Source organism: Microbacterium sp. P5_E9 (assembly GCF_054049175.1).
In genome coordinates this window covers 16,635-42,328 of record NZ_JBFUMV010000005.1, presented here as the reverse complement: position 1 = coordinate 42,328, position 25,694 = coordinate 16,635, and the positions used below count along the sequence as shown (strand labels likewise).

24 protein-coding genes are annotated in these 25,694 nt (G+C 70.3%); 17 read left to right on the top strand and 7 right to left on the bottom strand.

The window, feature by feature from the left end; genetic code table 11:
- The first annotated feature begins 8 nt into the window (after positions 1-8).
- Both ACXJ3V_RS09350 and ACXJ3V_RS09345 read left to right on the top strand, forming a co-directional pair.
- Positions 9-1,205 (top strand): FAD-dependent oxidoreductase, encoded by a 1,197-nt coding sequence (locus ACXJ3V_RS09350; RefSeq protein WP_457100018.1) that lies wholly within the window; start codon positions 9-11, stop codon positions 1,203-1,205.
- A complete protein-coding gene (locus ACXJ3V_RS09345; protein ID WP_457100017.1) occupies positions 1,202-1,657 on the top strand; it encodes a flavodoxin domain-containing protein in 456 nt (151 codons plus the stop codon). The genes ACXJ3V_RS09350 and ACXJ3V_RS09345 overlap by 4 nt, the downstream gene beginning before the upstream one ends.
- 20 nt (positions 1,658-1,677) lie before the next feature.
- On the opposite strand, the gene ACXJ3V_RS09340 is transcribed toward ACXJ3V_RS09345, so the two are convergent.
- On the bottom strand, positions 1,678-2,391 hold the full coding sequence (locus ACXJ3V_RS09340; RefSeq protein ID WP_457100016.1) for an IclR family transcriptional regulator: 714 nt from the start codon (positions 2,389-2,391) through the stop codon (positions 1,678-1,680).
- Positions 2,392-2,522: 131 nt separating this feature from the next.
- Here ACXJ3V_RS09340 and ACXJ3V_RS09335 point away from each other — a divergent pair, with 131 nt between their 5' ends.
- On the top strand, positions 2,523-4,427 hold the full coding sequence (locus ACXJ3V_RS09335; protein ID WP_457100015.1) for an FAD-binding monooxygenase: 1,905 nt from the start codon (positions 2,523-2,525) through the stop codon (positions 4,425-4,427).
- A gap of 57 nt (positions 4,428-4,484) precedes the next feature.
- Here the strand turns inward: ACXJ3V_RS09335 and ACXJ3V_RS09330 are convergent, their stop codons facing one another.
- Entirely contained in the window at positions 4,485-5,108 is a 624-nt protein-coding gene (locus ACXJ3V_RS09330; RefSeq protein ID WP_457100014.1) for a TetR/AcrR family transcriptional regulator, read from the bottom strand.
- Positions 5,109-5,263: 155 nt separating this feature from the next.
- Here ACXJ3V_RS09330 and ACXJ3V_RS09325 point away from each other — a divergent pair, with 155 nt between their 5' ends.
- The 10 genes from ACXJ3V_RS09325 (at position 5,264) to ACXJ3V_RS09280 (ending at position 14,112) form a co-directional block, all read left to right on the top strand.
- Complete coding sequence (locus ACXJ3V_RS09325; RefSeq protein WP_457100013.1) at positions 5,264-6,007, top strand: enoyl-CoA hydratase/isomerase family protein; 744 nt, start codon at positions 5,264-5,266, stop codon at positions 6,005-6,007.
- On the top strand, positions 6,004-6,888 hold the full coding sequence (locus ACXJ3V_RS09320) for a 3-hydroxyacyl-CoA dehydrogenase family protein (protein ID WP_457100012.1): 885 nt from the start codon (positions 6,004-6,006) through the stop codon (positions 6,886-6,888). The genes ACXJ3V_RS09325 and ACXJ3V_RS09320 overlap by 4 nt, the downstream gene beginning before the upstream one ends.
- Positions 6,873-9,020 (top strand): phenylacetic acid degradation bifunctional protein PaaZ, encoded by a 2,148-nt coding sequence (gene paaZ / locus ACXJ3V_RS09315; protein WP_457100011.1) that lies wholly within the window; start codon positions 6,873-6,875, stop codon positions 9,018-9,020. The genes ACXJ3V_RS09320 and paaZ overlap by 16 nt, the downstream gene beginning before the upstream one ends.
- Positions 9,017-9,412, top strand: a complete 396-nt coding sequence (paaI, locus tag ACXJ3V_RS09310; protein WP_457100010.1) for a hydroxyphenylacetyl-CoA thioesterase PaaI — start codon at positions 9,017-9,019, stop codon at positions 9,410-9,412. The genes paaZ and paaI overlap by 4 nt, the downstream gene beginning before the upstream one ends.
- 73 nt (positions 9,413-9,485) lie before the next feature.
- Entirely contained in the window at positions 9,486-10,487 is a 1,002-nt protein-coding gene (gene paaA / locus ACXJ3V_RS09305; RefSeq protein WP_457100009.1) for a 1,2-phenylacetyl-CoA epoxidase subunit PaaA, read from the top strand.
- Complete coding sequence (gene paaB / locus ACXJ3V_RS09300) at positions 10,487-10,792, top strand: 1,2-phenylacetyl-CoA epoxidase subunit PaaB (protein ID WP_457100150.1); 306 nt, start codon at positions 10,487-10,489, stop codon at positions 10,790-10,792. Before paaA ends, paaB begins: the two co-directional genes overlap by 1 nt.
- Positions 10,789-11,613 carry a 1,2-phenylacetyl-CoA epoxidase subunit PaaC gene (gene paaC / locus ACXJ3V_RS09295; protein WP_457100008.1) on the top strand — a complete coding sequence of 275 codons (825 nt, stop codon included), beginning with the start codon at positions 10,789-10,791 and terminating at the stop codon, positions 11,611-11,613. The genes paaB and paaC overlap by 4 nt, the downstream gene beginning before the upstream one ends.
- Positions 11,607-12,092, top strand: coding sequence for a 1,2-phenylacetyl-CoA epoxidase subunit PaaD (paaD, locus tag ACXJ3V_RS09290; protein WP_457100007.1), 486 nt, complete (start codon positions 11,607-11,609; stop codon positions 12,090-12,092). The genes paaC and paaD overlap by 7 nt, the downstream gene beginning before the upstream one ends.
- Positions 12,092-13,342, top strand: coding sequence for a 1,2-phenylacetyl-CoA epoxidase subunit PaaE (gene paaE / locus ACXJ3V_RS09285; protein WP_457100006.1), 1,251 nt, complete (start codon positions 12,092-12,094; stop codon positions 13,340-13,342). The genes paaD and paaE overlap by 1 nt, the downstream gene beginning before the upstream one ends.
- 8 nt (positions 13,343-13,350) lie before the next feature.
- Entirely contained in the window at positions 13,351-14,112 is a 762-nt protein-coding gene (locus ACXJ3V_RS09280; protein WP_457100005.1) for an enoyl-CoA hydratase/isomerase family protein, read from the top strand.
- Positions 14,113-14,233: 121 nt separating this feature from the next.
- Here ACXJ3V_RS09280 and ACXJ3V_RS09275 read toward each other — a convergent pair whose 3' ends face one another.
- The gene (locus tag ACXJ3V_RS09275; protein WP_457100004.1) at positions 14,234-15,886 is read right to left on the bottom strand and encodes a thiamine pyrophosphate-binding protein; all 1,653 of its coding nucleotides are present in this window, start codon (positions 15,884-15,886) and stop codon (positions 14,234-14,236) included.
- Positions 15,887-16,085: 199 nt separating this feature from the next.
- Here ACXJ3V_RS09275 and ACXJ3V_RS09270 point away from each other — a divergent pair, with 199 nt between their 5' ends.
- Together ACXJ3V_RS09270 and ACXJ3V_RS09265 are read left to right on the top strand one after the other, a co-directional pair.
- A complete protein-coding gene (locus ACXJ3V_RS09270; protein WP_457100003.1) occupies positions 16,086-16,385 on the top strand; it encodes a hypothetical protein in 300 nt (99 codons plus the stop codon).
- Between the two features lie 183 nt (positions 16,386-16,568).
- Positions 16,569-18,038 (top strand): NAD-dependent succinate-semialdehyde dehydrogenase, encoded by a 1,470-nt coding sequence (locus ACXJ3V_RS09265; protein ID WP_457100002.1) that lies wholly within the window; start codon positions 16,569-16,571, stop codon positions 18,036-18,038.
- Between the two features lie 216 nt (positions 18,039-18,254).
- On the opposite strand, the gene ACXJ3V_RS09260 is transcribed toward ACXJ3V_RS09265, so the two are convergent.
- A complete protein-coding gene (locus ACXJ3V_RS09260; RefSeq protein WP_457100001.1) occupies positions 18,255-18,620 on the bottom strand; it encodes a DoxX family protein in 366 nt (121 codons plus the stop codon).
- A gap of 178 nt (positions 18,621-18,798) precedes the next feature.
- Here ACXJ3V_RS09260 and ACXJ3V_RS09255 point away from each other — a divergent pair, with 178 nt between their 5' ends.
- A complete protein-coding gene (locus tag ACXJ3V_RS09255) occupies positions 18,799-19,878 on the top strand; it encodes a winged helix DNA-binding domain-containing protein (RefSeq protein WP_457100000.1) in 1,080 nt (359 codons plus the stop codon).
- 17 nt (positions 19,879-19,895) lie between these two features.
- On the opposite strand, the gene ACXJ3V_RS09250 is transcribed toward ACXJ3V_RS09255, so the two are convergent.
- Positions 19,896-21,338 carry a helix-turn-helix domain-containing protein gene (locus ACXJ3V_RS09250; protein ID WP_457099999.1) on the bottom strand — a complete coding sequence of 481 codons (1,443 nt, stop codon included), beginning with the start codon at positions 21,336-21,338 and terminating at the stop codon, positions 19,896-19,898.
- Between the two features lie 119 nt (positions 21,339-21,457).
- Here ACXJ3V_RS09250 and ACXJ3V_RS09245 point away from each other — a divergent pair, with 119 nt between their 5' ends.
- Complete coding sequence (locus ACXJ3V_RS09245) at positions 21,458-23,353, top strand: phosphoenolpyruvate carboxykinase (GTP) (protein WP_457099998.1); 1,896 nt, start codon at positions 21,458-21,460, stop codon at positions 23,351-23,353.
- 55 nt (positions 23,354-23,408) lie between these two features.
- Here the strand turns inward: ACXJ3V_RS09245 and ACXJ3V_RS09240 are convergent, their stop codons facing one another.
- Positions 23,409-25,361 (bottom strand): ABC transporter ATP-binding protein, encoded by a 1,953-nt coding sequence (locus tag ACXJ3V_RS09240; RefSeq protein ID WP_457099997.1) that lies wholly within the window; start codon positions 25,359-25,361, stop codon positions 23,409-23,411.
- A gap of 41 nt (positions 25,362-25,402) precedes the next feature.
- Positions 25,403-25,612 carry an AsnC family protein gene (locus ACXJ3V_RS09235; RefSeq protein ID WP_457099996.1) on the bottom strand — a complete coding sequence of 70 codons (210 nt, stop codon included), beginning with the start codon at positions 25,610-25,612 and terminating at the stop codon, positions 25,403-25,405.
- Between the last annotated feature and the right edge of the window lie 82 nt (positions 25,613-25,694).

The window sequence follows — 25,694 nt, the reverse complement described above, 5'->3', positions numbered from 1 at the left end:
CAGGAGCCATGACCAAGGTCGCGATCGTGGGTGCCGGCGCAGCCGGGTGCTACAGCGCCCAGGCGATCATCCGGAGACTTCCCGACGCCGAGCTGGTCCTGCTCGAGCGGCTGTCGGTGCCGTTCGGCCTCATTCGACACGGGGTCGCTCCCGATCATCAAGGAACGAAGGCTGTCTCCCGGCAATTCGAGCGAGTCTTCGATGCTCCGCAGGTCACCCTGATCACCGGCGTCGACGTCGGCGGCGAGGTATCCGTCGACGACCTTCGTGAGGCCTTCGACGTCGTCGTGATGGCGACGGGGCTCAGCCGTGACCGCGACCTCGGCATCCCGGGGTCGCGGCTGTCCGGCGTTGTGGGCTCCGGCGAATTCACACGAGCGCTCAACGGGCATCCGGACCAGTTCGACGCGGAGCCCAGGATCGGTGTGACGCCGGTCGTCGTCGGGGCGGGCAACGTCGCGCTCGACGTCGTGCGCCTCCTGGCGAAGGCGCCCGCCGACTTCGAGGGCTCTGACCTCGACGATGACCTGCTGTCGACCATCGTGCCGTCGCCGGTCCGCCGGATCGACCTCGTCGCTCGCGGCTGGCGGCCGCGCTGGGACGAGGCGATGCTGAAGGAGATCCTGGACATCGACGGCGCTGAGGTGCATGTCGCCGGCGGAGACCAGGCAGCGCGCCGCGCCGGCCTCTCCCACATCGTCGGCGTCGAGCGGACGGGGTCGGCCCGCGTCGACATTGTGCTGCATTTCGGTCGGACACCCGTCGCCGTGCGAGGCGATCAGCGGGTGGTGGGGATCGACGTCGCGGATGAGTCCGGAGCACTTCTCACGATTCCCACCGACACCGTCATCACCGCCGTCGGGTTCGAGTCCGAGTCGTTCCGCGAAGACGCCCGGCTCATCACCGCCGGATGGCTGGCAACCGGCGCGCGGGGAACCATCCCCGAACAGCGCTCCCGTGCCCGCGACGTCGCGGAGCGGGTCGCCGCCGTGCCGCCCCTGCCCGAGCGAGGTGGCCTGGATGCGCTCCCGTCGGTCGCGCGGGGCGGACGCACGGGGGTGGCGCTGTGGCGCGCGATCGACGATCTGGAGCGCACCGCGGCGGGACCGAGCCGGTGCCGCCGCAAGCTGAGAGACCCTGCCCAGCACGCCGCCGTCCTGGCGCGCGTCGAATCGAGCCTCCAGGAGAGGAAGGACCCGGCATGAAGATCTTCGTGATGTTCGGCACTGAGAGCGGGAACGCCGAGATGGTGGCCGAGGACGTGAGCGACTCGCTCGCTCGGAGTGGACACGACGTGGAGGTCGCGGATCTGCAGGACGTCGAACCGATGTCGGTCGACACGGAGGCGCTCCATCTCATCGTCTGCTCCACGCACGGGGAGGGCGACCTTCCTGAGAGCGTGAAGCCCTTCTACGAGCGCTTGGAACGCGGGCGCCCGGATCTCGTCGGCCTGCGCTACGCGATGTTCGGCCTCGGTGACCACACCTATGAGAACTACAGCCGCGGAAGCGAGATCATCGACGAGATGCTTGCCGAGTTCGGCGCTCAGCGGATCGGCCGCTACGGTCGGCACGATGCGTCGAGCCGTGATCTGCCGAGCGACCTGGCGGTCGCCTGGGCAGACGAAGTGCTCGCGTCGGTGCTGCAGGTCGCCTGAGCACTTGCGATTGAGCGGGATCAGCCGCCGAGCGCTTCGCGGATGGCGGCGGCCGACCGCTCCAGGCGCGCAGCGATCGCCGCGGGATCGACCGGGCTCGACACGTGCACGACGGCGATGGCCGCCGGGCGCTGCCCACCGCGCAGGCGCAGGGGCACCGACACCGCCTGCACCGTCGGGATGACCTCGTCATGGCTCGTCGCCCAGCCCCGCTCCGCGGCTTGGGCGATCTCGGAGCGCAGCCGGTCACCGACCTCGACGGGCCAATCGGACGCTGCCATCGCCGAGAGGATGGCCTTGCTGGGGGCGCCCACGGTGATCGGATGACGCGCACCCGGTCGCTGGGCGACCGAGGCGATCGCGTGTCGCGGCTCGACGCTCGCGAGCGTGATGCACTCGTCGTGGTCGAGCACGGTGAGGAAGCACGTCATGCCGAGCTCGTTCGCCACGGCGGTCAGCTCGGGCAGGGCCCCAGCCTGCAGATCGTGTGCGACTCCGGCGGCCAGCGCCGCCATCCGGGCCCCGAGCCGGATAAGTCCCGCGCTGTCGCGCGTCACCAGCCTGTGATCCTCCAGCGTGCGCAGCAGGCGATAGGCGACCGAGCGATGTACGCCCAGTCGCCGGGCGGTCTCATCGATCGACAGCGGCTCACGCGCGTCGGCGAGGATCTCCAGGATCCGGATGCCGCGGCTCAGCGTCTGCGAGGGCGGCACGGTGGTCGCGGCATCCGTCATGGCGATCTCCTCTTGCGTGCCTCACGCGGAACGTATACGATCTGTTCAATAGTAGAACGTCCCGTTCGAATATAGAACGAGGCGCTCCACCCCGCAAGGCCATCTCCACAGTGTCGTCCGGAGGACATCCCATGCAGTTCCACCACCACGGCTACGTGTCCGGCGAGCCCCGCGTCCAGGACGCGTCGGGCGCCGGCCTCGATCGCCCCGCCGATCTCCCCGACGAGATGGATGTGCTCATCGTCGGATCCGGCCCCGCGGGGATGCTCCTCGCCGCGCAGATGTCGCAATTCCCGGAGGTCACGACCCGCATGATCGAGCGCCGTGACGGGCGTCTCGTGCTCGGTCAGGCGGACGGCATCCAGCCGCGCAGCGTCGAGACGTTCCAGGCCTTCGGGTTCGCCGAGCGCATCGTCGCCGAGGCGTACAACATCGCCTATATGAACTTCTGGACCCCTGATCCGGAGAATCCGAAGAACATCATCCGCACGGCGCGCACCGAGGACTACGCGTTCAAGATCAGCGAGTTCCCGCACCTCATCGTGAACCAGGCGCGCGTGCTCGACTACTTCGCCGAAGCCGCCGCGCACGGACCCGGCCGGATCGTCCCGGACTACGGCGTCGAATTCGTCGGCCTCACGGTTGAGGACGGGGGCGAGTACCCGGTCGAGGTGCGCGTGCGGCACACCGCCGGAGCGCGGGCAGGGGAGGAGCGCACGGTGCGTGCGAAGTACGTCGCCGGGTGCGACGGCGCCCGCAGCGGCGTGCGAGAGGCGATCGGGCGCACGCACGTGGGCGACATCTCGCGGCACGCGTGGGGCGTCATGGACGTGCTCGTCAACACCGACTTCCCCGATTGGCGCACGAAATGCGCGATCAACGCCGAGGCGGGCAACATCCTGCACATCCCCCGCGAGGGCGGCTATCTCAGCCGCATGTACATCGACCTCGGCGCCGTGGCCGACGATGACGACCACCGCGTGCGCCAGACGCCGATCGAGGGGATCATCCGCAAGGCGAACGAGATCCTGCATCCGTACTCGATCGACGTGAAGCAGGTTGCCTGGCACAGCGTCTACGAGGTCGGCCACCGGATCACCGACAAGTTCGACGACGTGCCCGAGGGCTCGGACCGCACCCCTCGCGTCTTCCTCACCGGTGACGCCTGCCACACCCACAGCGCCAAGGCGGGGCAGGGCATGAACGTGTCGATGCAGGACGGCTTCAACCTCGGCTGGAAGCTCGGCGCGGTGCTCACCGGCCGCAGCCCCGAGTCGCTGCTGGCGACCTACTCCGCCGAGCGGCAGCCCGTCGCCCAGCAGCTTATCGATTTCGACAAGGAGTGGTCCTCGCTCATGGCCCGCAAGCCTGAAGAGATCACCGACCCCCAGGACCTCGCCACTTATTACCTCGCGACCGCCGAGTTCCCCTCCGGCTTCATGACCCAATACGGCGAGTCGATGATCGTGACGGATGCCGCGCACCAGGCGCTCGCGGAGGGATTTCCCCTCGGCAAGCGGTTCAAATCCGCCGAGGTGGTGCGCGTGTGCGACGGCAACGTCGTGCACCTCGGTCACCATGCCAAGGCCGACGGACGCTGGCGCATCTACGCCTTCGCCGACGCTCCCGCAGCAGGCGAACCGTCGACGCTCGCCTCGTGGGCGGAGTGGCTGTCGTCGCCGGAGTCACCGGTGGCGCGGTTCACCCCCGTCGGCGCGGACGTCGACGTCGTGTTCGACGTCAAGGCGATCTACCAGCAGCGCTTCGAGGAGGTCGACATCTCGCGGGTGCCGAAGGCGTTCCTGCCTCAGACGGGCCCGTTGGGTCTGACCGACTGGGAGAAGGTCTACGCCGCCGGCCCCAGCGCGTGGAACAGTGTGGACATCTTCGCCGAACGTGGTCTGTCCCGCGACGGTGTCGTCGTCGTGGTGCGCCCTGATCAGTACGTGGCGGCGGTGCTGCCGCTGACCGCGACGGACGAGCTCACGGCGTTCCTTGCGCAGCACATGCTCGCGCAGCCGAGCACAGGTCGCTGAGCTTGGCGTAGCGCTGCGGACCCTTCGACACGCTCAGGGACCGCTGGCGGGGTGTCGTCAGCGCGTGCGGATCCCGTCGAGCGCCATCGTCACGACGTCGTAGGCGAGGCGCTCCCGATCGACGGGGCCGCCGGGGCGGTACCACTCGACGATCGAGTTGACCATGCCGAAGATGAGGCGGGTGGCGACCGGCCCGTCGATGTCGTCCCGCACGATCCCGGCCCGCTGCGCCTCGACGACGAGCGCCGTGACGCGGTGGTCGAACGCGCGGCGTCGCTCGAGCGCGGCCCGCTCGACAGCGCTGTTGCCGCGGACCCGGAGCAGCAGCGTGACGTAGGGGAGCCGGTCCACGAGCACGCGGACGGCCCCGCGCAGCACGGCGCCGAGGCGCTCCGCCGGGGAGCCCTCGCGGGCGTCCGGCTCGTCGAAGACGCCCTCGAGCCGGCTGAGCGCCTCGTCGAGGGCGAGGGCGAGGAGCTGCTCCTTCGAATCGAAGTGGTGGTACAGGGCCGATTTCGTCAGTCCCAGCCGGGTCGCGAGGTCGGCGACGGATGTCGCGTCGTAGCCCTGCTCGTTGAACAGCGCGACCGCGATCTCGAGCACCTGGTCGCGGTCGTAGCCCGGGCGACCGCGACGGGGCGCGGCGATGCGCTCCGGTGGGGCGGTGGTCGGGTCGGGCACGGGTCCAGTCTGACACTCCGCTCCGAAGCGAGCGCGGGCGGATCGCGGGAGCGGCGTCGCGGGGCGTGTTTGGCGAAGGGCCGTCGATCTGCTATTACTGAACGATCGGTTAGATATTCAAGCGACTCGTCCGCACCGGAGCGGATGACGAGAGGATGACGATGTCCGACGCGCTGCGCATCGAGCGCCGCGACGACCGTGTGGTGGCGACGCTGGACCGACCCGAGGTGCGCAACGCGATCGACCAGACCATGGTCGACGAACTGCACGCCCTGTGCGTTGAACTCGAAGAACGGCCGCGCACGCTCATCCTGATCGGTGCCGGAGGCGTCTTCGCCTCGGGCGCCGACATCGCCGAGCTGCGGGACCGGCGCTCCGACGACGCGCGCCGCGGCATCAACACCCGCGCGTTCCAGCGCGTCCGCGCGCTCCCGATGCCGGTCATCGCCGCGCTTGACGGCTGGGCGCTCGGCGGCGGTGCCGAGCTCGCCTACGCCGCAGACCTGCGGATCGGCACGCCGCGGCTGCGGATCGGCAACCCCGAGACGGGACTCGGCATCATCGCCGCCGCCGGCGCCACCTGGCGACTGCCCGAGATCGTCGGCGAGGCGCGTGCGACAGAGCTGCTGCTGACCGGTCGGATTCTGGATGCCGACGACGCCCTCGCGTGGGGGCTCGTCTCGTCGCTGCACGAACCCGACGCACTCCTCGACGCGGCACTCGCGCTCGCCGACCGCATCGCCGCGAACGACCCGCTCGCCACCCGCCACACCAAGACGGCGCTGCGCGCCGCACCCGACGCGCACCCCACCATCGAGCTCGAACTGCAGGCCGAGCTGTTCGAGAGCCCCGAGAAGCACCGGCGAATGACCGCGTTCCTGGAGAGGCGGAAGCGATGACCCGCACGCCCGGCGAAGACACGGCGCCTGCCGTGCCCGCCCACGTCGGCGTGATCGGCGGTGGACGCATGGGCGCGGGCATCGCGCACGCCTTCGCGCTCGCCGGCGCCTCGGTCGTCGTCATCGAGAGGGACGCGGATGCCGCGGCCGCGGCATCCGCTCGCGTGCTCGAGAGTCTGCATCGCAGCGTGCAGCGCGGCGGCACGACGCGTGACCTCGCCGGCCTGACCGCTGCCATCGAGACGGGGGCGGATGCCGCGGCGCTCGCCGGCTGCGGGCTCGTCATCGAGGCGGTGCCGGAAGATCGCGCGCTCAAGGCCGACGCGCTCGGACGCGCTGAGCGAGTGCTCGGTGCGGACTCCGTGCTCGCGACGAACACCTCCTCGATCTCCATCGACGACCTCGCGCTCGGCCTCGCCCGCCCGGACCGCTTCCTCGGCCTGCACTTCTTCAACCCGGTTCCGGCGTCGGAGCTCATCGAGATCGTGGTGGGGCGCGCCACTGCGCCCGACCTCGTCGTCGCCGCCCGCGGATGGGTCGCCGCGCTCGGCAAGGTGCCCGTCGTGGTGCGCGACAGCCCAGGATTCGCGTCGAGCCGCCTCGGCGTCGCGCTCGGGCTCGAGGCGATCCGCATGCTCGAGGAGGGAGTCGCCTCGGCCACTGACATCGACCTGGCGATGGAACTCGGCTACCGGCATCCGATCGGTCCCCTGCGCACGACCGACCTCGTCGGGCTCGACGTCCGCCTCGGGATCGCCGAGGAGCTGCACGCCCGACTGGGCGACCGGTTCGCGCCTCCCGACCTGCTGCGGCGGATGGTCGCCGATGGACACCTGGGCCGCAAGACCGGCCGCGGATTCTACGAATGGAGCGAACAGTGAGCACAGGGATCGAGGTCCTGCCGAGCTACGTGCAGGATGCGTGGTGGAGCCCTGCCGGCCCTTCGACAGGCTCAGGGACCGTGGGGGGCTCAGGGACCAAGGGGGCCACGGTGCGGGATGCCTCGACGGGCGAGGAGGTCACTCGTCTCAGCACTGACGGGCTCGACCTCGCCGGCGCACTGGAGTATGCGCGCACGGTCGGCCAGCGGAGCCTCGGCGCGCTCACGTTTCACGAGCGCGCGCTGCTGCTGAAGCAGTTCGGCATCGCGCTGACGGCGCGCAAGGAGGAGCTCTACGAGCTCTCGAAGCGCGCAGGTGCGACGGTGCGCGACTCGCTCAGCGATGTCGACGGCGGCATCGGCGTGCTCTTCACCTACTCGTCGAAGGGCCGCCGCGAGCTGCCGAACGCGCAGGTGTACCTCGACGGTCCGGTGGAGTCGCTCGCAAAGGACGGGTCGTTCCTCGGCCGGCACGTGTACACCCGCCTCCCCGGCGTCGCGGTGCAGATCAACGCCTTCAACTTCCCGATGTGGGGCGCTCTCGAGAAGTTCGCGCCCGCGTTCCTCGCCGGAGTCCCGAGCCTCGTGAAGCCGGCGACACCGACGGCCTACGTCGCCGAGGCCTGGGTGCGGATCCTCGTCGAGTCCGGCCTGCTGCCCACCGGGTCGCTGCAACTCGTGTCGGGGAGCGTTCCTGGCCTCTTCGACCACCTTCGGCTCGGCGACCTCGTCGGGTTCACCGGAAGCGCGTCGACCGCCGCGAAGCTGCGCGAGCAGGCGGCGGGGGGAGTGCGGTTCACGAGCGAGACGGACTCGATCAACGCCTCCGTGCTCGGTCCGGACGCTACGCCCGGCACGCCGGAGTTCGACGCCTACGTGAAGCAGCTGCTGGTCGAGCTGACGACGAAGGCCGGCCAGAAGTGCACCGCGATCCGGCGCGCGATCGTGCCGGCGGGCTCGGTCGATGCCCTGGTCGCCGCCCTTTCCGCCAAGATCGCGGAACGCGTCGTGATCGGCGACCCGCATGCGGAGACCGTGACGATGGGACCGCTCGTCTCGCGCGAGCAGCGCGACGAGGTGCTCCGCAGCGTCGCGGCGCTCGAAGCGGCGGGCGGCCGCGTTCTGCTGGGCTCGACCGACCTGCCCGAGGTCGTCCGCGCCGACGGCACGACGGGCGACGCCCCGGACGGCGCCTTCCTCGGGCCCCTCCTCATCGGATTCACGGATGCCTCGGCTGCCGCCGTGCACGAGATAGAGGCGTTCGGACCCGTCGCGAGCGTGCTCGCGTACGACACGGTCGACGAGGCCGGCGACCTCGTGGCCCTCGGCGGCGGCTCGCTCGTGACGAGCGTCGCGACCAGCGATCCGGCGGTCGCCGCGACTCTGCTCGCCCGCATCGGCGCCTTCAACGGGCGACTGCTGTTCCTCGACCGCGACGACCTGCGCACCTCCACCGGGCACGGCTCGCCGGTGCCGCACCTCGTGCACGGTGGACCGGGCCGCGCCGGCGGTGGCGAGGAGCTCGGCGGCATCCGCGCCGTCCTCCACCACATGCAGCGCACCGCCCTGCAGGGGTCTCCGGAGATGCTCACCGCCCTCACCGGCGTGTGGCACCAGGGTGCCACCGCACGCAGCGACCGGCATCCGTTCCGCAAGTCGCTCGATGAGCTGCGCATCGGCGACCAGATCGCGTCCGCGTCGAGGTCGGTGTCGCTCGACGACATCGAGACGTTCGCGCACTTCACCGGCGACACGTTCTATGCGCACATGGACGAGGAGGCCGCCGCGGCCAACCCGTTCTTCCCGGGTCGCGTCGCACACGGCTATCTGCTCGTCTCCTGGGCGGCCGGGCTGTTCGTCGACCCTGATCCCGGTCCCGTGCTCGCCAACTACGGACTCGAGAACCTCCGCTTCATCACTCCCGTGTCCCCGGGGGACGAGATCCGCGTGGTGCTGACGGCGAAGGAGATCACGCCGCGCGAGACTGACGAGTACGGAGAAGTGCGGTGGGATGCCGTGATCCTCAACCAGCGCGACGAGATCGTCGCGACCTACGACGTGCTCACGCTGGTGGCGAAGCATCTCGACAAGCTCGATGACCGGGCGGACAAGCTCGAACGGGTGGAGGCATGACCGTGCGTCCGATGATGCAGCGGGATCAGGCATCCGCCGCCCTCGGCATGGTCGTCGAGGTCGATGAACCTGGACGTTCGGTCGTGTCCATGCGTGTGCGCGAGGACATGACGAATGGCTTCGCCATCACGCACGGCGGACTCGTGTTCGCACTGGCAGACACGGCCTTCGCGATCGCGTGCAACGAGGACGAGCGTGTGACGGTGGCCGCCGGCGCCGACATCACCTTCCTGAAGGCCACCCGCGCAGGGCAGACGCTCACCGCGGAGGCCGTCCGCCGCACCGTGAGCGGCCGGACCGGGCTGTACGACGTCACCGTCACTGACGAGATCGGCGACGTGGTCGCGGAGTTCCGCGGCCGATCCCTCACCACCGACCGAACCGCCGACTGACAGCCCCGCGGGATCGTGGCAGGGCATGGAGTACACTTTACTGAACGAACGGTCTGTAAATGAGGAGTCGATGATGACCACAGCCGCCCTTCGACCTGTTGAACCACAGGATGAGGCCGCCGAGCAGGCGGTCTTCGACGCGCTCATCGCCGCCGAACAGCGCATCGAGCCGCGGGACTGGATGCCGGAGGCCTACCGTCGCACGCTCATCCGCCAGATCTCGCAGCACGCCCACTCCGAGATCATCGGCATGCAGCCCGAGGGCAACTGGATCACGCGCGCCCCGAGCCTCAAGCGCAAGGCGATCCTGATGGCGAAAGTGCAGGACGAGGCCGGCCACGGGCTCTATCTCTACTCGGCGGCCCAGACCCTCGGGATCACGCGCGACGAGATGACCGACCAGCTCATCGCCGGACGCGCCCGATACTCGTCCATCTTCAACTACCCGACGCCGACGTGGGCAGACATGGGCGCCATCGGCTGGCTCGTCGACGGCGCCGCGATCTGCAACCAGGTGCCGCTGTGCCGCGCGTCGTACGGACCTTACGGACGCGCGATGGTGCGCATCTGCAAGGAGGAGTCGTTCCACCAGCGTCAGGGCTTCGAGATCCTCCTCTCACTCATGCAGGGCACGCCCGCGCAGCAGGAGATGGCACAGGATTCCGTGAACCGCTGGTACTGGCCGTCGCTCATGATGTTCGGTCCGCCGGATGACCAGTCGCCCAACTCGGCCCAGTCGACGGCGTGGAAGATCAAGCGGTTCTCGAACGACGAGCTGCGCCAGCGGTTCATTGGGATGCTGGTGCCCCAGGCCGAGGTGCTCGGTGTGACGCTCCCCGACCCCGAGCTGCGGTGGGACGACGACGCGAAGCGCTGGCACACCAGCGAGATCGACTGGACCGAGTTCCACGAGGTGCTCGCGGGCCGCGGGCCCATGAATGCGGAGCGCATCAGGAACCGACGGGACGCCCATGCGGACGGCGCGTGGGTGCGCGAAGCGGCGGCCGAATACGCCCGCAAGCAGTCCGAGCGCTTCTCCCCGGTCCCTGAGCCTGTCGAAGGGGCGGTGGCATGATGGCGACTCCGGGCGGTTCCGACCGCGAGACGTGGCCGCTGTGGGAGGTGTTCGTGCGGGCGAGCCGTGGGCTCAGCCATGTGCACGCCGGATCGCTGCACGCACCCGACGCCGAGTTCGCGCTGCGCAATGCGCGCGATGTGTACACGCGTCGCGGTGAAGGCACGTCGGTGTGGGTGGTGCCCGCCGACGCGATCACGACGAGCGACCCCGACTCGAAGGGCGCGTTCTTCGAGAGTCCTGCGGGCAAGAACTATCGCCACGCCGTCTACTACACGGCGTCCGAGGGGGTGCCGCACCTGTGACCGAGACCGACCCGCACGGCAATGTCACCGTCGAGCAGATCGAACTGTCCGCGGAGCTCGCGGGTGAGGGCGGTCGCGCCGCGAGCGCCGATGTCGCCGAGTACGCGCTGTGGCTCGGCGACGACGCGCTCATCCTCTCGCAGCAGCTGGGCGCGTGGATCGCGCGCGCGCCCGAGCTCGAAGAAGACGTCGCGCTCGCGAACATCGCGCTCGACCTGCTCGGTCACGCCCGGTCCCTGCTGCGCTACGCCGGCACGTACGACGGGCGCACCGAGGACGACCTCGCCTACTGGCGCGATGAGCCCGACTTCCGCTGCGCGTGGCTCTTCCAGCAGCCCAACGGAGACTTCGCGCAGACGATCGCACGCCAGCTCGCGGCATCCGTCTATCAATTCGAGCTCTACTCGGCGCTGGCAGGGTCGACCGACGAGACGCTGGGGGCGATCGCCGCGAAGGCGGTGAAGGAGGTCGAGTACCACCGCGACCACGCCGTGCAGTGGACGCTGCGACTCGCCGGCGGCACTGAAGAATCGAGACGACGGATGGTGCGCGCCATCGCCGACGTGTGGCCGTATGTCGGCGAGCTCTTCCGGGACGAACCGCTCATCTCTCGTATTGACACAGTCGCGGTGCGGCCATCGAGCCTGCGCGCGCGCTTCGACACGGTGATCGATGCCGTGTTCGCCGAGGCGCGGCTGGACGTGCCGCAGGGGCCCAGCTCGTCGGCCGGAGGCCGACGCGGCGTGCACTTCCCGGGCCTCGGGTTCCTGCTCGCAGAGCTGCAGGTGCTCGCGCGACAGCATCCGGGGGCGACATGGTGACCGCCACAGCACGCGCCTGGGCGATCGCCGCGGCGATCCCCGACCCCGAGGTGCCCGTCCTCACGATCGAGGATCTCGGAGTGCTCCGCGACGTCGCCGTCGACGGGTCCCGCGTGACGGTGACCATCACGCCGACCTACTCCGGGTGCCCGGCCATCGAAGCGATCGGCGACGACGTCGTGTTCGCGCTCAAAGGGGCGGGATTCGACGAGGTGGATGTGCGGCTCACGCTCGCTCCGGCATGGACGACGGATTGGATGAGCGAGGCGGGCAAGACGAAGCTGCGCGACTACGGCATCGCGCCGCCGAGCGGGCGCGGGTCGGTCGGCGGTGTGATCCGGGTGCAGCTTGCCGTGAAGTGCCCGCGCTGCGGGTCGCTCGACACGCGTGAGGTCGCCCGCTTCGGGTCGACGGCCTGCAAGGCGCTGTACGAATGCCGCGCGTGCCTCGAGCCCTTCGACCACTTCAAGGTGCACTGATGGCCGCACCGTTCCCTGCGCCGTTCGCGGCGCCCTCCGGCGCGACCCTTCGACCGGCTGGTGTGCTTCGACAGGCTCAGCAACCGGGCGAACCACAGGGCGCGGCTCAGGTCGCCGATGCGCTGCTGGCGAGCGCGGTCGGCGGCCCGACCGCGCCCGCACGCAAGCGTGCCCGATTCCACGCGCTCCGGGTGGCCGAGGTGCGACCCCTCACCGAGGCCGCCGTCGAGGTGACGTTMGAGATCCCCGAGCGCCTGCAGGGCGAGTTCGCCTACCTCGCGGGGCAGCACGTCGCGCTTCGCGCCCACCTCGACGGACACGAGGTGCGGCGCTCGTATTCGCTGTGCCGCCCGCCCGCACCCGGCTCGATCAGTGTCGCCATCAAGCGCGACCTGGGCGGCCGGTTCTCGACCTGGGCGCAGACCGAGCTTCGCCCAGGCGACGAAATCGACGTGATGAGCCCCCAGGGCACTTTCACCTCGACGCTCGCCGATCTCGATGGCGCGCACGTCGCTGGGATCGCCGCGGGATCGGGCATCACGCCGCTCATGGCGCTCGCCGCCACGGTCCTCGCGAGGTCCGAGACATCGCGGGTGACCCTCGTCTACACGAACCGCTCGACGACCGACGTCATGTTCCTCGAAGACCTCGCCGACCTCAAGGACCGCTACCCGACACGGCTCGCGCTGCACCACGTGCTCTCCCGCGAACAGCGCTCGGCCCCGCTCCTGTCGGGCCGCATCGACGAGGCCCGGCTGCGCCGGATCCTCGATGTCCTCGTGCTGCCGGAGACCGTGGACGAGTGGTTCCTCTGCGGCCCCTTCGAGCTGGTCCAGCTCTGCCGCGACACCCTCGACGACATCGGGGTCGACACCGCGCACGTCCGCTACGAGCTCTTCACGACGGGCGAAGGTGATCGCCCCGAGCCGTCGGCGGGGCGCCCGGTGGTGGTGCGCGAGGACGAGCCCGTCCGCCGCATCGAGTTCACCCTCGACGGCCAGTCGTCGACGGTCGACAGCCCGGTGTCGGCGCACGAGTCGATCCTGAATGCCGCACTGCGGGTGCGCCCCGACGTGCCGTTCGCCTGCGCGGGCGGAGTGTGCGGCACATGCCGTGCACGTCTCGTCACCGGCTCCGTCTCCATGACGCAGAACTACGCCCTCGAACCCGACGAGCTCGACCGCGGCTACGTCCTGACCTGCCAATCCCACCCCACGACCGAGTCGGTCGTGGTCGACTACGACGTATAGGAGTGCCCGTGATCGACCTCGCGATCGCCGACGATGTGGCCGAGATCACCCTCAGCGCCCCAGAAAAGCTCAACGCGCTCTCGCTCGAGGCGCTGGGGGAGTTGGATGCCGCGTACGCGCGTGCCGAGGCATCCGGCGTCCGCGCGCTGCTGCTGCGAGGGGAGGGGCGCGCGTTCTGTGCGGGCCGCGACATCGCCGGCGTCGACCCGGCCACAGACGACGTGGCGGGATACCTCGGGGCGGTCGAAGGCGTCATGCGCCGGATCGCCGCGTTCCCCGCGCCCACCTTCGCGGCCGTGCAGGGTGCGTGCCTCGGTGTCGGGCTCGGCCTCGCGATCGCGACCGACGTCGTCTACCTCGCCTCGGACGCGAAGGTGGGGTCGCCGTTCGTCAACATCGGCGCTCTGCTCGACTCGGGCGGTCACGCGCTGCTCTACGAGCGACTGGGCGCGCACCGGGCGCTGGACCTCATCTTCACCGGTGACCTCATGAGCGGGGCCGAGGCGGTGGCGGCCGGGCTGTTCAGCCGGGCGGTGCCCCGCGACGAACTGCTCGCGTTCACACGAGAGCGCGCGGCGCGTGCGGCCGCGGGTCCGACGCGGGCGTTTCTCGCGTCGAAGCGGCTCATTGACATCCTGCGCGACGACCGGCTGTGGCGTGTCGTCGCCGAGGAGTCGCGCGGGCAGGAGTCGCTGCGCGACACCGCGGACTACCGCGAGGGTTTCGCCGCGTTCCAGGCCAAGCGCAAGCCGGAGTTCCGCGGGGCGTGAGCTGCGGCATCCATCCGTCGCCTGCCCTACGTTCGCGCGGTCGAACCGGTAGTCGCGGTCGTTGCGGGCGGGCGCGTGTGGCGGTTTCGACCGCGCGAGGGATCGGTCGCCCTGGGCCCCGTCAGGAGTTCACGCGGATGATCTCCTGCTGGTACGGCGCGATCACCGCGCCCGAGATGCGGCAGTCGAGCAGCAGGAAGGGGCGGGATGCCGCATCCTCCGCCGCCCACGACTCCAGGCGATCGAGATCCGCGAGCGAACGAACGACCACGCCCTCCGCGCCGACCGCCCGGGCGAAGCCGGCGAAGTCGACCTCGGGGATGAGCATCGGCTCGATCGCGAGCCCCTTGAGGCCGTATAGGTTGACCTCGGCGCTGTAGGCGGCGTCGTTCCACACCACCGCGAGGCCCCGGCCGCGCGCGACCCGCACGGCCGACTCGAGGTCGGCGAGCGCCATGAGCGCGCCGCCGTCGCCGGTGGTCAGCACGATCGTCGCGTCGGGCTTGCCCAGAGCCGCGCCGGGAACCGACGCCAGGCCGAGCCCGATCGACTGGAACGCCGTGCCCACCATGATCATGCGGTCGGGGGACGCGACCGGCCAGTGCATGTTCGCCCAGCCGATGAAGTGCCCGCCGTCCGACACGACGACCCGATCCGCGGGCAGCAGCTCGCCGATCCGCACCGCGACCGACCGCGGGTCGAGGCGCCCGTCGGGTGCGATCCCCACGCCGGAGTCATAGGAGCGCACCCCGGCGAGGTCGACCGACTCCCGCCATCGGGTCGACGCCGAGCCCTGCGACGTCAGCTCATCGAGGAGCCGCTGGGCGACCACTGCTGCGTCGCCGCGGATGTACCCGCCGACGTGCGGATGCGTCGCGGTGGGCGCCGTGTCGATCTGGAACACCCGGGTTCCGGGGGCGAACAGCTCGCCGAAGCGCATCGTGAACTGGTTGAGCGACGCCCCGAACACGACGGCGACGTCGGCCTCGCGGATCAGCTCCATCGCGCCCTCGGCGCCGAATCCGCCGGTCACGCCGAGGTCGAACTCGGACTCCGGGAAGATGCCGCGTCCGAGGGCCGTCCCGGCCGTGATCGCTCCGGTGCGCGCGGCGAGCTCGCCCAGCGCCGTCCCGGCGTCCGCGAGCCACGCCCCGCGGCCGGCGAGGAGGAACGGCTTCGACGACTCGGCCAGCGCCTGCGCGAGGTCGCGGATCGCGCCGTGGGCGAAGGGGCCGTGCGGCGCGAGGGGCTCGGGAATTCGCGGCTCCGGCGCCACCGGAACGGGTCCGGCCTCGAGCGCGGCGATGTCGTACGGGATCGCGAGCACGGTCGGAACCCGGTAGGTGAGGGCATGCTCGATCGCGAGGACGGTCGTGGCCGCGGCATCCGTGCGTCCCGCGGTGTAGGTGCGCGCACCCACGGCCGACGCGAGCGCGATCTGGTCGACGCCCCACGGTCGCCGGCCCGAGGTGGGCTCGTCGCCCACCACCAGGACGAGGGGCACATGCGCCTGGACGGCCTCGGCGAGGGCGGTCAGGGTGTTGGTGAACCCGGCGCCATAGGTCGCGGTCGCGACCGCGAGACGCCCCGAGGCGCGATGATACGCGTCGGCGGCGACCACCCCGCCGGCCTCGTGCCGCACGGCGGTGAAGGTCACGCGCTTCGACTGCTCGAGCGCGTCGAGGAAGTAGGCGTTGCCGTTGCCCATGACACCGAAGACGTGGTCGATGTGGGCGGCGAGCGTGCGGGCGATGTGGGCGGAGACCGTGGACATGACGGAGCCTTCTGACACGGGGACGGTGATCGTGCCGCGCCCCTGCGGGGAGCGGCGGCCGGTGCGAGCCGGCAGGGATTCCGTATGTGTCTCGCGCTCGACTCGAGCGGCTCGTGCCCATTTTTCGGACATCGACGGGAGTGACACTCCGCCGGACGCTCCGAGTATACGAGGGCGGCCTGCGTGGGAGGATGCAGGGATGAGGACGATCCAACTGCGGCGGTACACCCTGGTCGATGGCGAATACGACGCATTCCTGGCGTGGTGGCAGGAGTGGATGCCGAAGGTCCGCCCCGCGGCCGGGTTCGCGATCGACTTCGCCTACGGGCTGCGCGCGACGAACGAGTTCGTCTGGGCGGTCAGCGCCGAAGGCGACGAAGAGGCGTTCCTCGCGACCGAGAAGGCGTATCTCGCGTCGGATGCGCGGGCCGAGGCGTTCGCCGACGTGCCGCAGCGCATCGCGGTGTACAACGTGGCCTTCGTCGACGACGTCTTCTGACGCCTGACCCTGCCGGCGCCGGGGGACGGATGCCGCGGCATCCGGTATCCGCGTCGCACAATGCAGTGGGGGTCGATGTACGCGGTGTACATCGCTCCGCGCCCGTCGCGCGGGCAGAATGGGCACCGAGCCAGACCATGGACGGCGACCACTCGCATCCGTCCGCCCGACGAAGGGGTCCCCATGACCGACAACCGTGAGACCGAGCTGCTGGCGCGCGTGCCTGATGCGCTGTTCATCGGCGGCGAGTGGAGGGCCGCCGAGGGCGGCAAGACGCTCAAGGTCTACGACCCCGCGAACGGGACGGTCGTCAAGGAGATCGCGGATGCCTCGCCCGCCGATGGCAAGGCCGCCCTCGATGCCGCCGCGGCGGCGTTCCCGGCGTGGGCGGCGACCCCCGCGCGCGAGCGCGCCGAGCTGCTGCGTCGCGCGTTCGACCTGCTGCAGGAGCGTAAGGAGGACTTCGCCCTGCTGATGACGATCGAGATGGGCAAGCCGCTCGCCGAGGCCCGCGGCGAAGTGGTCTACGGCGGCGAGTTCGTGCGCTGGTTCAGCGAGGAGACCGCGCGCATCCAGGGGCGTTACGGGCCGAACCCCGAGGGCACCGGTCGCATGATCGTGTCGCAGCATCCGGTCGGCCCGTGCTTCCTGATCACGCCATGGAACTTCCCGCTGGCGATGGCGACCCGCAAGATCGCCCCCGCGCTCGCCGCGGGCTGCACGGTGGTCATCAAGCCGGCCGAGCTCACGCCGCTCACCACCCTCTACTTCGCGAAGCTGCTCGAAGACGCCGGGCTGCCGCCAGGGGTGGTGAACGTGTTCACCACATCGACGTCCGGCGCGGTGTCGGAGCCGATCATCCGCGACCCGCGGCTGCGCAAGCTCTCCTTCACCGGCTCGACGCAGGTCGGGCAGCGGCTCATGCAGCAGGCAGCGCAGGGTGTGCTGCGCACGTCGATGGAGCTCGGCGGCAACGCGCCCTTCGTCGTGTTCGAAGACGCCGACCTCGACAAGGCTGTCGACGGTGCGATGCTCGCGAAGTTCCGCAACGTCGGCCAGGCCTGCACCGCGGCGAACCGGTTCATCGTGCAGCGCTCGGTGGCCGACGAGTTCGCCCGGCGCGTGACCGAGCGCGTCCAGGGGCTCAAGATCGGCCGCGGCACCGAGGACGGGGTCGCGATCGGTCCGCTCATCAACGGCGCGGCGGTCGAGAAGGCCTCGTCGCTGGTGACGGATGCCGTCGCCCGCGGTGCGCAGGTGCGCACCGGTGGCTCGGCCATCGACGGGCCGGGCACCTTCTACGAGCCGACCGTCGTCACCGACGTGCAGCCCGGCAGCGACATCCTCCGTGAAGAGATCTTCGGGCCGGTGCTGGCGATCATCCCGTTCGACACCGAGGACGACGCCGTCCGCCTCGCGAACGACACCGAGTACGGACTCGTGTCGTATGTGTTCACCGAGAGCCTCTCGCGCGGACAGCGGATGATCGACCGGCTCGAGACCGGGATGATGGGCCTCAACATGGGGGTCGTCTCCAACGCGGCCGCGCCGTTCGGCGGCTGGAAGATGTCGGGCCTCGGTCGCGAGGGCGGTGCAGAGGGCATCCACGAGTACCTGCAGACGAAGTACACGCTCACCCCGAACCCGCACTGACCGGCTGACGTCGGTCGCTGAGCCGAACCCGGTCGCTGAGCCGAACCCCGGTCGCTGAGCCGAACCCGGTCGCTGAGCCGAACCCGGTCGCTGAGCTTGTCGAAGCGCCGCGCCGCCCTCGGGACCACAATCCCGCCGAAACACCACAACCGCGCCCAGACATCACGCGGTGCGTGGTGTCTCAGCGCGGAAGTGGTTTCTCGGGGGTCTTGGGACCTACGCGAGGACGAGGAACCCGAGCACCGCGCTCGCGATCGACAGGATCGCCAGCACCAGCGACGGGGTCGTGTTCTCCTTGCGGCGGACGTGCGTCACGACCGCGCCGATCATCAGGACCGCCAGCGCGGTCGCGGCGATCGGKGCGAGGATCGGCGCGATGCCGGTGGCGAGCGGGAGGATCAGCCCGAACGCGCCGACGACCTCCGCGGCGCCGATGGACTTGATCCGCGGGGTGCTGTAGTCGTCGGCCCAGCTCATGCCGGCTGCAGCGAGGGCGGGCTTCGAGCGCGCCAGCTTCATCGTGCCGGCGGCGAGGAAGGCGAGCGCGAGGAGCGCGTTGAGGATCCAGAGGGCGATGAGCATGAGTTCTCCAAGGGTGATCGTGGAGTCTGCTGCCCACGGTGCGTCCCTTCATCATGCGTCATCCCGCGGTTGCGAAAGCACAGGTCGCTGAGCCTGTCGAAGCGCCGCGGACCCCTCGGACGGCTCAGGGACCGCGTCGAGACCGCGCGCTGTCGTCGGCTCGGAGCACAATGAGCACATGGATAACGCGACCCTCCGCCTCGAGCGGCTGCGGTCGCATCGGCTGAGCGCGCCTGCCCCGACGATCACCGAGGCGGCCGCGCACATGCTCGCGACCCAGGCTCAGGAGTTCTGGGGCGGTCGACTCGCGCTCTCCGCCCGCAGCAAGGGATCTCCCACCCTGAGCGACGTCGATGCAGCCTTCGACCGGGGCGAGATCGTGCGGTCGTGGACGATGCGCGGCACGATCCACATCATCCCGGCGCGCGACCTTGCGTGGGTGCTGTCGGTGACCGGCCAGCGTCAGCTCGACAAGGCCGCGCGCGTGCACCGCGCCGAGGGGATCGATGCCGCCGAGGTCGTCCGCGCCGAGCGTGCCGTGCGCACGGCACTCAGCGGCGGCAACGGCCTCGCCCGGAAGGACGTCTTCGCGGTGCTCGAGGCCAGTGGCATCTCGACCGCCGGCCAGCGCGGCTACCACCTGCTCTACGCTCTCTCGACCCGGCTCGTGCTCTGCCAGGGGCCAGTGGTGGCTCGCACGGGCGGGCCGAGCCGCGAGCAGCTCTGGGTGCTGTTCGACGAGTGGATCACGGATGCCGCGTCCCCGGCCGACCCGCTCGCCGAGTTCTTCGTCCGCTACATCGCCTCGCACGGCCCTGCTGGGGCGCGCGACTTCGCGTGGTGGTCGGGACTGCCGCTCGGGATGTCGCGGGCTGCGGCGGAAGCGGCATCCGATCGCCTGAAGATCGTGGACGACCAGCCCGAACCGCAGTACGTCGTCGCAGGACCGGCACCTCGGCGCAGCGCCGCCGCGGCGGATGTCGTGGCGCTGCCGCCCTTCGAGGAGTACTACCTCTCCTACGTCGATCGCTCGGTGCCGTGCGCCCCGGAGTTCCTCCACGCGATTGGCCCGGCCATGAACGGGATCGTCCGTCCGATCCTCGTCGCGCGCGGCGAGATCGTCGGCGTGTGGACGCACTCGGTCGCGATGGGCCGCCACACCGACGACCCGATCCCTGAGCTCTTCAGCCCGGAGGCGGCCACGGATGCCGAGATCGGCGCCGCCCTCGACCGCTACCGCGCCTTCATCACGGGCTGACCCGCGGCATCCGGTCCTCAGCCCTGCGCGTGCCGGTCGAGGAAGTCGTAGACCTCGTTGTCGTCGACGCCGGGGAAGGCACCGCGGGGGAGCGGCGAGAACATCTGCATGTGCACGCGCGCGCTCGGCCACGCCTTTCCCTGCCAGCGACTCGCGACATCGCCCTGCGGGCGTCGGCAGCACGCTTCGTCGGGGCAGGTCGAGGCGGCCCGCTTCGAGGTCTCGCGCCCGCGGAACCACCGCGCATCGTCGAACGGCACGCCCACTGTGATCGAGAACTCGCCGGCCGACGTGGTGCCGGTCTGGGTCGAGCACCAGAAGGTGCCGGTGGGGGTGTCGGTGTACTGGTAGTGCTCGGTCGTGCGGTTCTGCTCTTCGAAGGCGGACCGCGCGAGGAAACGGCGGCAGACGATCTGGCCTTCCACCGCTCCGGTGACGTCCATCGGCAGCGGCAGATCGTCGTTCTCGTAGACGCGCGAGATCGCCCCAGAGCCATCCACGCGCAGGAAGTGCAGCGGGATGCCGAGATGCCGGGTGAGGAGGTTGGTCATCCGCATGCCGGCTGCTTCATGGGTCACCCCGAACGCATCGCGGAAGTCCTCGACGGCGAGGTTGCGGTCCTTCTTCGCCTGCTGCAGGAACGCGACGGATGCCGTTTCCGGCATGAGGCCGCATGCGGCGAAGTAGTTGATCTCGAGCCGCTGCTGCAGAAAGTCGGCGTAGTCCGTCGGCGGGCGGTGCCCGAGCAGTCGATGGGCCATAGCCTGCAGGGCCATCGAGCGCAGCCCGTGACCACCGGGAATCGAGGCCGGCGGCAGGTAGATGCGGCCGTGCTCGAGGTCGGTGACCGAACGGGCCGAGTGCGGCAGATCGCTGACGTAGATCAGCTCGAAGCCCAGCTGGGCGGCCATGATGCTGACGGTCCGGTGCGTGAGAGCGCCGGAGACGTGTCCGGCGAGCTTGAGCTGCTTCTCGGCGAGCTTCTCGATCTCGGGCAGGTAGTTGTCGTGGTCGCGCATCCGTACCCGCAGGTCGGTGTTGGCGCGACGGGCCTCTTCGGGGGTTGCGATCGCCTCCCGCTCGCGGCGCTGCAGCTCGCGGTGCAGCCCGAGCACCGTCTCGATCGTCTCGTCCGACATGCCCTTGGTCACCTTGACCGGTGCGATGCCCAGCTGCCGGAAGACCGAGCTGTTCTGCGCCCGCTCGAGTTCGATCTCCAGGGCCGCGCGACGGTTGGGCGGCTCGGTCGACAGGAGGTCGGCGACATCCGCTCCGGTGGCGTCGGCGATGGCCTGGAGGAGCGAGAGCTTGGGCTCGCGCTTGCCGTTCTCGATGAGGCTCAGCTGGCTGCCGGCGACCCCCACCCGCTCGCCCAGTTCGTCCAGGGTGAAGCCTCGCGAGACCCGCTGGTGACGGATGCGGTGGCCCAGTGTGGACAGTTCGAGAGAGGTCGGGGGCATTCCTTGAGCATAACGAAAGAATTCAACTTCTTGAGGCGGACTTCTCCAGCAATCCCGCCCGAACTCTCGCAAAGTGGAGGAAGGCCACGGATCTGACCGACGATCGAAGAGGAATCGACATGGCACTCGCGGACATCTTCACCCGCCCCACCGCCCGTCCCGCTCTCGCCCCCGAAACCCCCGCTCGCACAGACCCCGGCGGCCGCCCCGCCATCGTCTCGGAGGGACTCGCCGCGCTGGTGCGCTGGGTCGACGAGGTTGCGGCCCTGACGCAGCCGGCATCCGTCCACTGGGTCGACGGGTCGCGCACCGAGAACGAGGCGCTGCTGCGCCAGATGGTGGATGAGGGAAAGCTGATCAAGCTCAACCCGGAGTGGCGGCCCGGTTCGTACCTCGCCCGCTCGCACCCGGGCGATGTCGCCCGCACCGAGGCGCGCACCTTCATCGCATCCGAGCTCGAAACCGATGCCGGACCCACCAACAACTGGGTGGCCCCGGCCGAGATCCGCGCCACGATCACCCCGCTGTTCGAGGGCAGCATGCGTGGCCGCACGATGTACGTCGTGCCGTTCTCGATGGGCGTCGTCGGCGGGCCGCTCTCGCACATCGGCGTGCAGATCACCGACAGCGCCTACGCCGTCACCTCGATCGGCATCATGACCCGCGTTGGCACCGACGTGCTCCGCGAGATCGCCGGCGGAGCGCCGTGGGTGCGGACCGTGCACTCGGTCGGCGCGCCGCTGCAGCCGGGGGAGAAGGATGCCGCGTGGCCGTGCAACGACGAGAAGTACATCGTGCACTTCCCCGACACCCTCGAGGTGTGGTCGTACGGTTCGGGGTACGGCGGCAACGCGATCCTCGCGAAGAAGTGCTTCGCGTTGCGGATCGCCTCCGTGATCGGCCGCGATGAGGGCTGGCTCGCCGAGCACATGCTGCTGATCCGGGTCGTCTCGCCGAAGGGCAAGGCCTACCACCTGGCCGCCGCGTTCCCCTCGGCGTGCGGCAAGACCAACCTCGCGATGCTCCGCCCGACGATCCCGGGCTGGCGGGTCGAGACGATCGGCGACGACATCGCGTGGTTGCGCCCCGGTGACGACGGACGCCTCTGGGCGATCAACCCCGAGGCCGGGTTCTTCGGTGTCGCCCCGGGCACCGGCGAATCGACCAACGTCGCCGCCGTCGAGACCATGTGGGGCAACACGATCTTCACGAACGTCGCGCTGCGCCCCGACGGCGACGTGTGGTGGGAAGGCCTGACGGATGTACCGCCGGCGCACCTCACGGACTGGGAGGGCAACCCCTGGACGCCCGACATGGGGCGCCCCGCCGCGCATCCCAACTCCCGTTTCACGGTCGGCGCCGCGCAGTGCCCGCAGATCGCCGAAGACTGGGATGATCCGGCGGGCTTCCCGCTGGACGGCATCCTCTTCGGCGGACGCCGCGCCACGAATGTTCCGCTGGTCGTCGAGGCCACCGACTGGACCCACGGCGTCTTCATGGGCTCGAACATCTCCTCCGAGCGCACCGCGGCGGCCGAGGGCACGCTCGGCGAGCTGCGCCGCGACCCGTTCGCGATGCTGCCTTTCTGCGGCTACAACATGGCGGACTACTTCGCGCACTGGCTCAAGGTGGGTCAGCAGCTGCGGTTCGACCGCGCCCCGCGCATCTTCCAGGTCAACTGGTTCCGCCGCGGCACCGACGGCCGCTTCCTCTGGCCCGGCTTCGGCGACAACTCACGGGTCATCGACTGGATCATCCGCCGCATCGAGGGCGAGGTGCCCGCCGTCGACAGCGCGATCGGCCGGCTGCCGCGCGTGCAGGACCTCAACCTCGACGGGCTGACGGTCACCGAGGAAGACCTCGCCGAGCTCTTCGCGGTCGACCCTGAGCTGTGGACGCGCGAAGCCGATCTCACCGAGGAGTTCTACTCCCGTTTCGGCGGCAAGGTCCCGGCCGCGCTCCAGGCCGAGCTCGCCGCCCTGCGCTACCGCCTGAAGGTCGCCGCGCGCGCCTGACGACGGTTCCGGATGCCTCGGCCCGCCGTCCGCGGCGGCCGAGGCATCCGTCGTCTCAGACGAGGAGCTGGTGGCGGGCGAGGTCCCGGTACAGCGGCGTGGACTCGACGAGCTCGGAGTGCGTGCCCTGGCCGACGACCTGCCCGTGGTCCATGACGACGATGTGGTCGCTGTCGACGACGGTCGAGAGGCGGTGCGCGATCACGATGAGCGTCCGGCCGGTGGCGACCGCGTCGATCGCGTCGCGCATGCGCTGCTCGTTGAGCCCGTCGAGCGACGAGGTCGACTCATCGAGCAGCAGGATCGGGGGTGCGGCCAGGAGCGCCCGCGCGATCGCGAGTCGCTGGCGCTCACCGCCGGACAGCATCACACCGCTCTCGCCGACCGGGGCGTCGACGCCGAGCGGGCTCCGCTCGAGCACTTCGCCGAGGTTCACCGCACGCAGCACGCGCTCGCAGTCCGCATCGGATGCCTCGGGCGAGGCCAGTCGCAGGTTCTCCGCGATCGTCCCGGCGAGGGTCGGGGCATCCTGCTCCACGTAGCCCAGGCGGGCGCGGAGCCCGTCGCGGTCGATGGTGCGGGCGTCCTCGCCATCGATGAGGACGGCGCCGCCGGACGGGTCGTAGAACCGCTCGATGAGGGCGAGGGTCGTGCTCTTGCCGGCTCCGGAGGGCCCGACCAGCGCCACGCGAGAGCCGCGCGGCACCGAGAACGAGACGCCGCGCAGCACCTCGCCGGGGGCCAAGGCGGGCGCGTTCCCCGCTTCGAGCCCTGAGGCATCGACGCTCACATCGCCGGCCATGGTGAACGTGTCGACGTGCGCGTTCTCGAGCACGGCCAGCGCTTCGGACTCGGCCTTGCGCCGGGCCGCGACGACGGCTTCCGGGTAGCGGAAGTGCACGTCGCGGAACTCGATCGCGACGGCGGAGAGTCCGGCGTCCGGACCGCCGGCCACGGGTGCGTCCGCACCGCGGACCGATTCCGCGAGCTGGGCGTCGCCTTGGGTCTCAGTCGGCAGGTCGAGGATCTCCTGGATGCGACCGAGTGCGCCCAGCGCCTGGTTCACCGAGGTGATCGCGCCGAAGGTCGATCCCAGGGGCGCGATCAGCATGAACAGGAACATGATGAAGGTGACGAGGGCCGCAACCGTGATCGCTCCGGACGCGACCCGCAGGCCGCCGACGCCGAGCACGACCAGGAGCGACAGTTGCATCGCGATCCCGGCGATCGGCACGATGAGGGCCGACACCTTGGCGATGCGCACACCCTGGTCGTAGGTGTCCTCGGCCAGACCCGAGATCGCGGCCTCTTCGCGGTCGCTGGCGCCCGACGCTCGCACCGTGCGAATCGACCCGACTGCTCGCTCGACCCCCGAGGTGAGCTGCCCGACGAGTTCCTGCTGATCGCGGGTCGCCTCGCGGATGCGCCCGCTCAGCAGCACGACGCCGGTGATCGAGACGCCGATGACGACCACGATGAGGGCGAGCAGCACGGGGTCGATGATCGCCATTGCGACGAGCGCCCCGAGGAAGATGAGCGAGTTTCCGACGGCATCGGCGAGGCCCTGCGTGAGCACCGCATAGAGCAGCGTCGTGTCCGTGCCGACGCGCGAGACGAGGTCGCCCGTTCGGCGCGCGTCGAACTCGGAGATCGGCAGGTGCAGGATCCGCGCCACGAGCTTGCGCCGAGACGAGTACACGACCGCCGTGCCGGTGCGCTGCAGCAGATAGTGCTGATAGCCGGAGATGACGGATGCCACGACCACCAGAATGACGACGCCCCAGACGAGCATCCCGAGCGGCTCGCCATGCTCGACGCGCCCGATCAGCAGGCCGACCAGCAGCGGCTGGGCGAGGGTCGCGGCCGCGCCGATGACGCTCAGGATCGCGACGATGACGAGCACGCGACGGTGCTCGAAGAGGAAGGGGAGCAGCTGCTTGAGGCTTGCGCGCGGACCCTCTTGAGGTGCGCGACGGCCCCGGCGTGAGGGTGCCTGGGTGGTGGACATGCGGGGTTCCCTGTCGTTCGTGGGGAAGGTGGGCGAATGCCCTACCTTCGACCGTACTTCTTGTGGACGGCCTGTCTGCTCACGGCCAGGGCGTCGGCGATCGCGACCCACGAATAGCCCTGGGTGCGCGCGCGGCGCACCTGCTCGGCCTCCGCGCGGGCGAGGTCGGCGTGCAGGGCGCGCAGCCGGCGCAGCTCGGCGAGCGGCTCACCGCTCTGGGCGCCGATCGCGGTGCGGATGTCGTCGCTCACGCGTCCTCCTGGAGTGAACGGATGCCGCGGCCCGCGGCATCCGGTTGTCAACCGTAGTTGACATCCCGCGAGCTGTCAACTC

Coding starts and splice junctions, on each gene's coding strand:
- ACXJ3V_RS09240 (WP_457099997.1), bottom strand. CDS start 25,361: ATGTCCACCACCCAGGCACCCTCACGCCGGGGCCGTCGCGCACCTCAA.
- ACXJ3V_RS09325 (WP_457100013.1), top strand. CDS start 5,264: ATGACGATGTCCGACGCGCTGCGCATCGAGCGCCGCGACGACCGTGTG.
- ACXJ3V_RS09265 (WP_457100002.1), top strand. CDS start 16,569: ATGACCGACAACCGTGAGACCGAGCTGCTGGCGCGCGTGCCTGATGCG.
- paaB (WP_457100150.1), top strand. CDS start 10,487: ATGGCGACTCCGGGCGGTTCCGACCGCGAGACGTGGCCGCTGTGGGAG.
- ACXJ3V_RS09255 (WP_457100000.1), top strand. CDS start 18,799: ATGGATAACGCGACCCTCCGCCTCGAGCGGCTGCGGTCGCATCGGCTG.
- paaA (WP_457100009.1), top strand. CDS start 9,486: ATGACCACAGCCGCCCTTCGACCTGTTGAACCACAGGATGAGGCCGCC.
- paaZ (WP_457100011.1), top strand. CDS start 6,873: ATGGAGCGAACAGTGAGCACAGGGATCGAGGTCCTGCCGAGCTACGTG.
- ACXJ3V_RS09270 (WP_457100003.1), top strand. CDS start 16,086: ATGAGGACGATCCAACTGCGGCGGTACACCCTGGTCGATGGCGAATAC.
- ACXJ3V_RS09320 (WP_457100012.1), top strand. CDS start 6,004: ATGACCCGCACGCCCGGCGAAGACACGGCGCCTGCCGTGCCCGCCCAC.
- paaD (WP_457100007.1), top strand. CDS start 11,607: ATGGTGACCGCCACAGCACGCGCCTGGGCGATCGCCGCGGCGATCCCC.
- ACXJ3V_RS09340 (WP_457100016.1), bottom strand. CDS start 2,391: ATGACGGATGCCGCGACCACCGTGCCGCCCTCGCAGACGCTGAGCCGC.
- ACXJ3V_RS09250 (WP_457099999.1), bottom strand. CDS start 21,338: ATGCCCCCGACCTCTCTCGAACTGTCCACACTGGGCCACCGCATCCGT.
- ACXJ3V_RS09350 (WP_457100018.1), top strand. CDS start 9: ATGACCAAGGTCGCGATCGTGGGTGCCGGCGCAGCCGGGTGCTACAGC.
- ACXJ3V_RS09245 (WP_457099998.1), top strand. CDS start 21,458: ATGGCACTCGCGGACATCTTCACCCGCCCCACCGCCCGTCCCGCTCTC.
- paaI (WP_457100010.1), top strand. CDS start 9,017: ATGACCGTGCGTCCGATGATGCAGCGGGATCAGGCATCCGCCGCCCTC.
- ACXJ3V_RS09345 (WP_457100017.1), top strand. CDS start 1,202: ATGAAGATCTTCGTGATGTTCGGCACTGAGAGCGGGAACGCCGAGATG.
- ACXJ3V_RS09335 (WP_457100015.1), top strand. CDS start 2,523: ATGCAGTTCCACCACCACGGCTACGTGTCCGGCGAGCCCCGCGTCCAG.
- ACXJ3V_RS09275 (WP_457100004.1), bottom strand. CDS start 15,886: ATGTCCACGGTCTCCGCCCACATCGCCCGCACGCTCGCCGCCCACATC.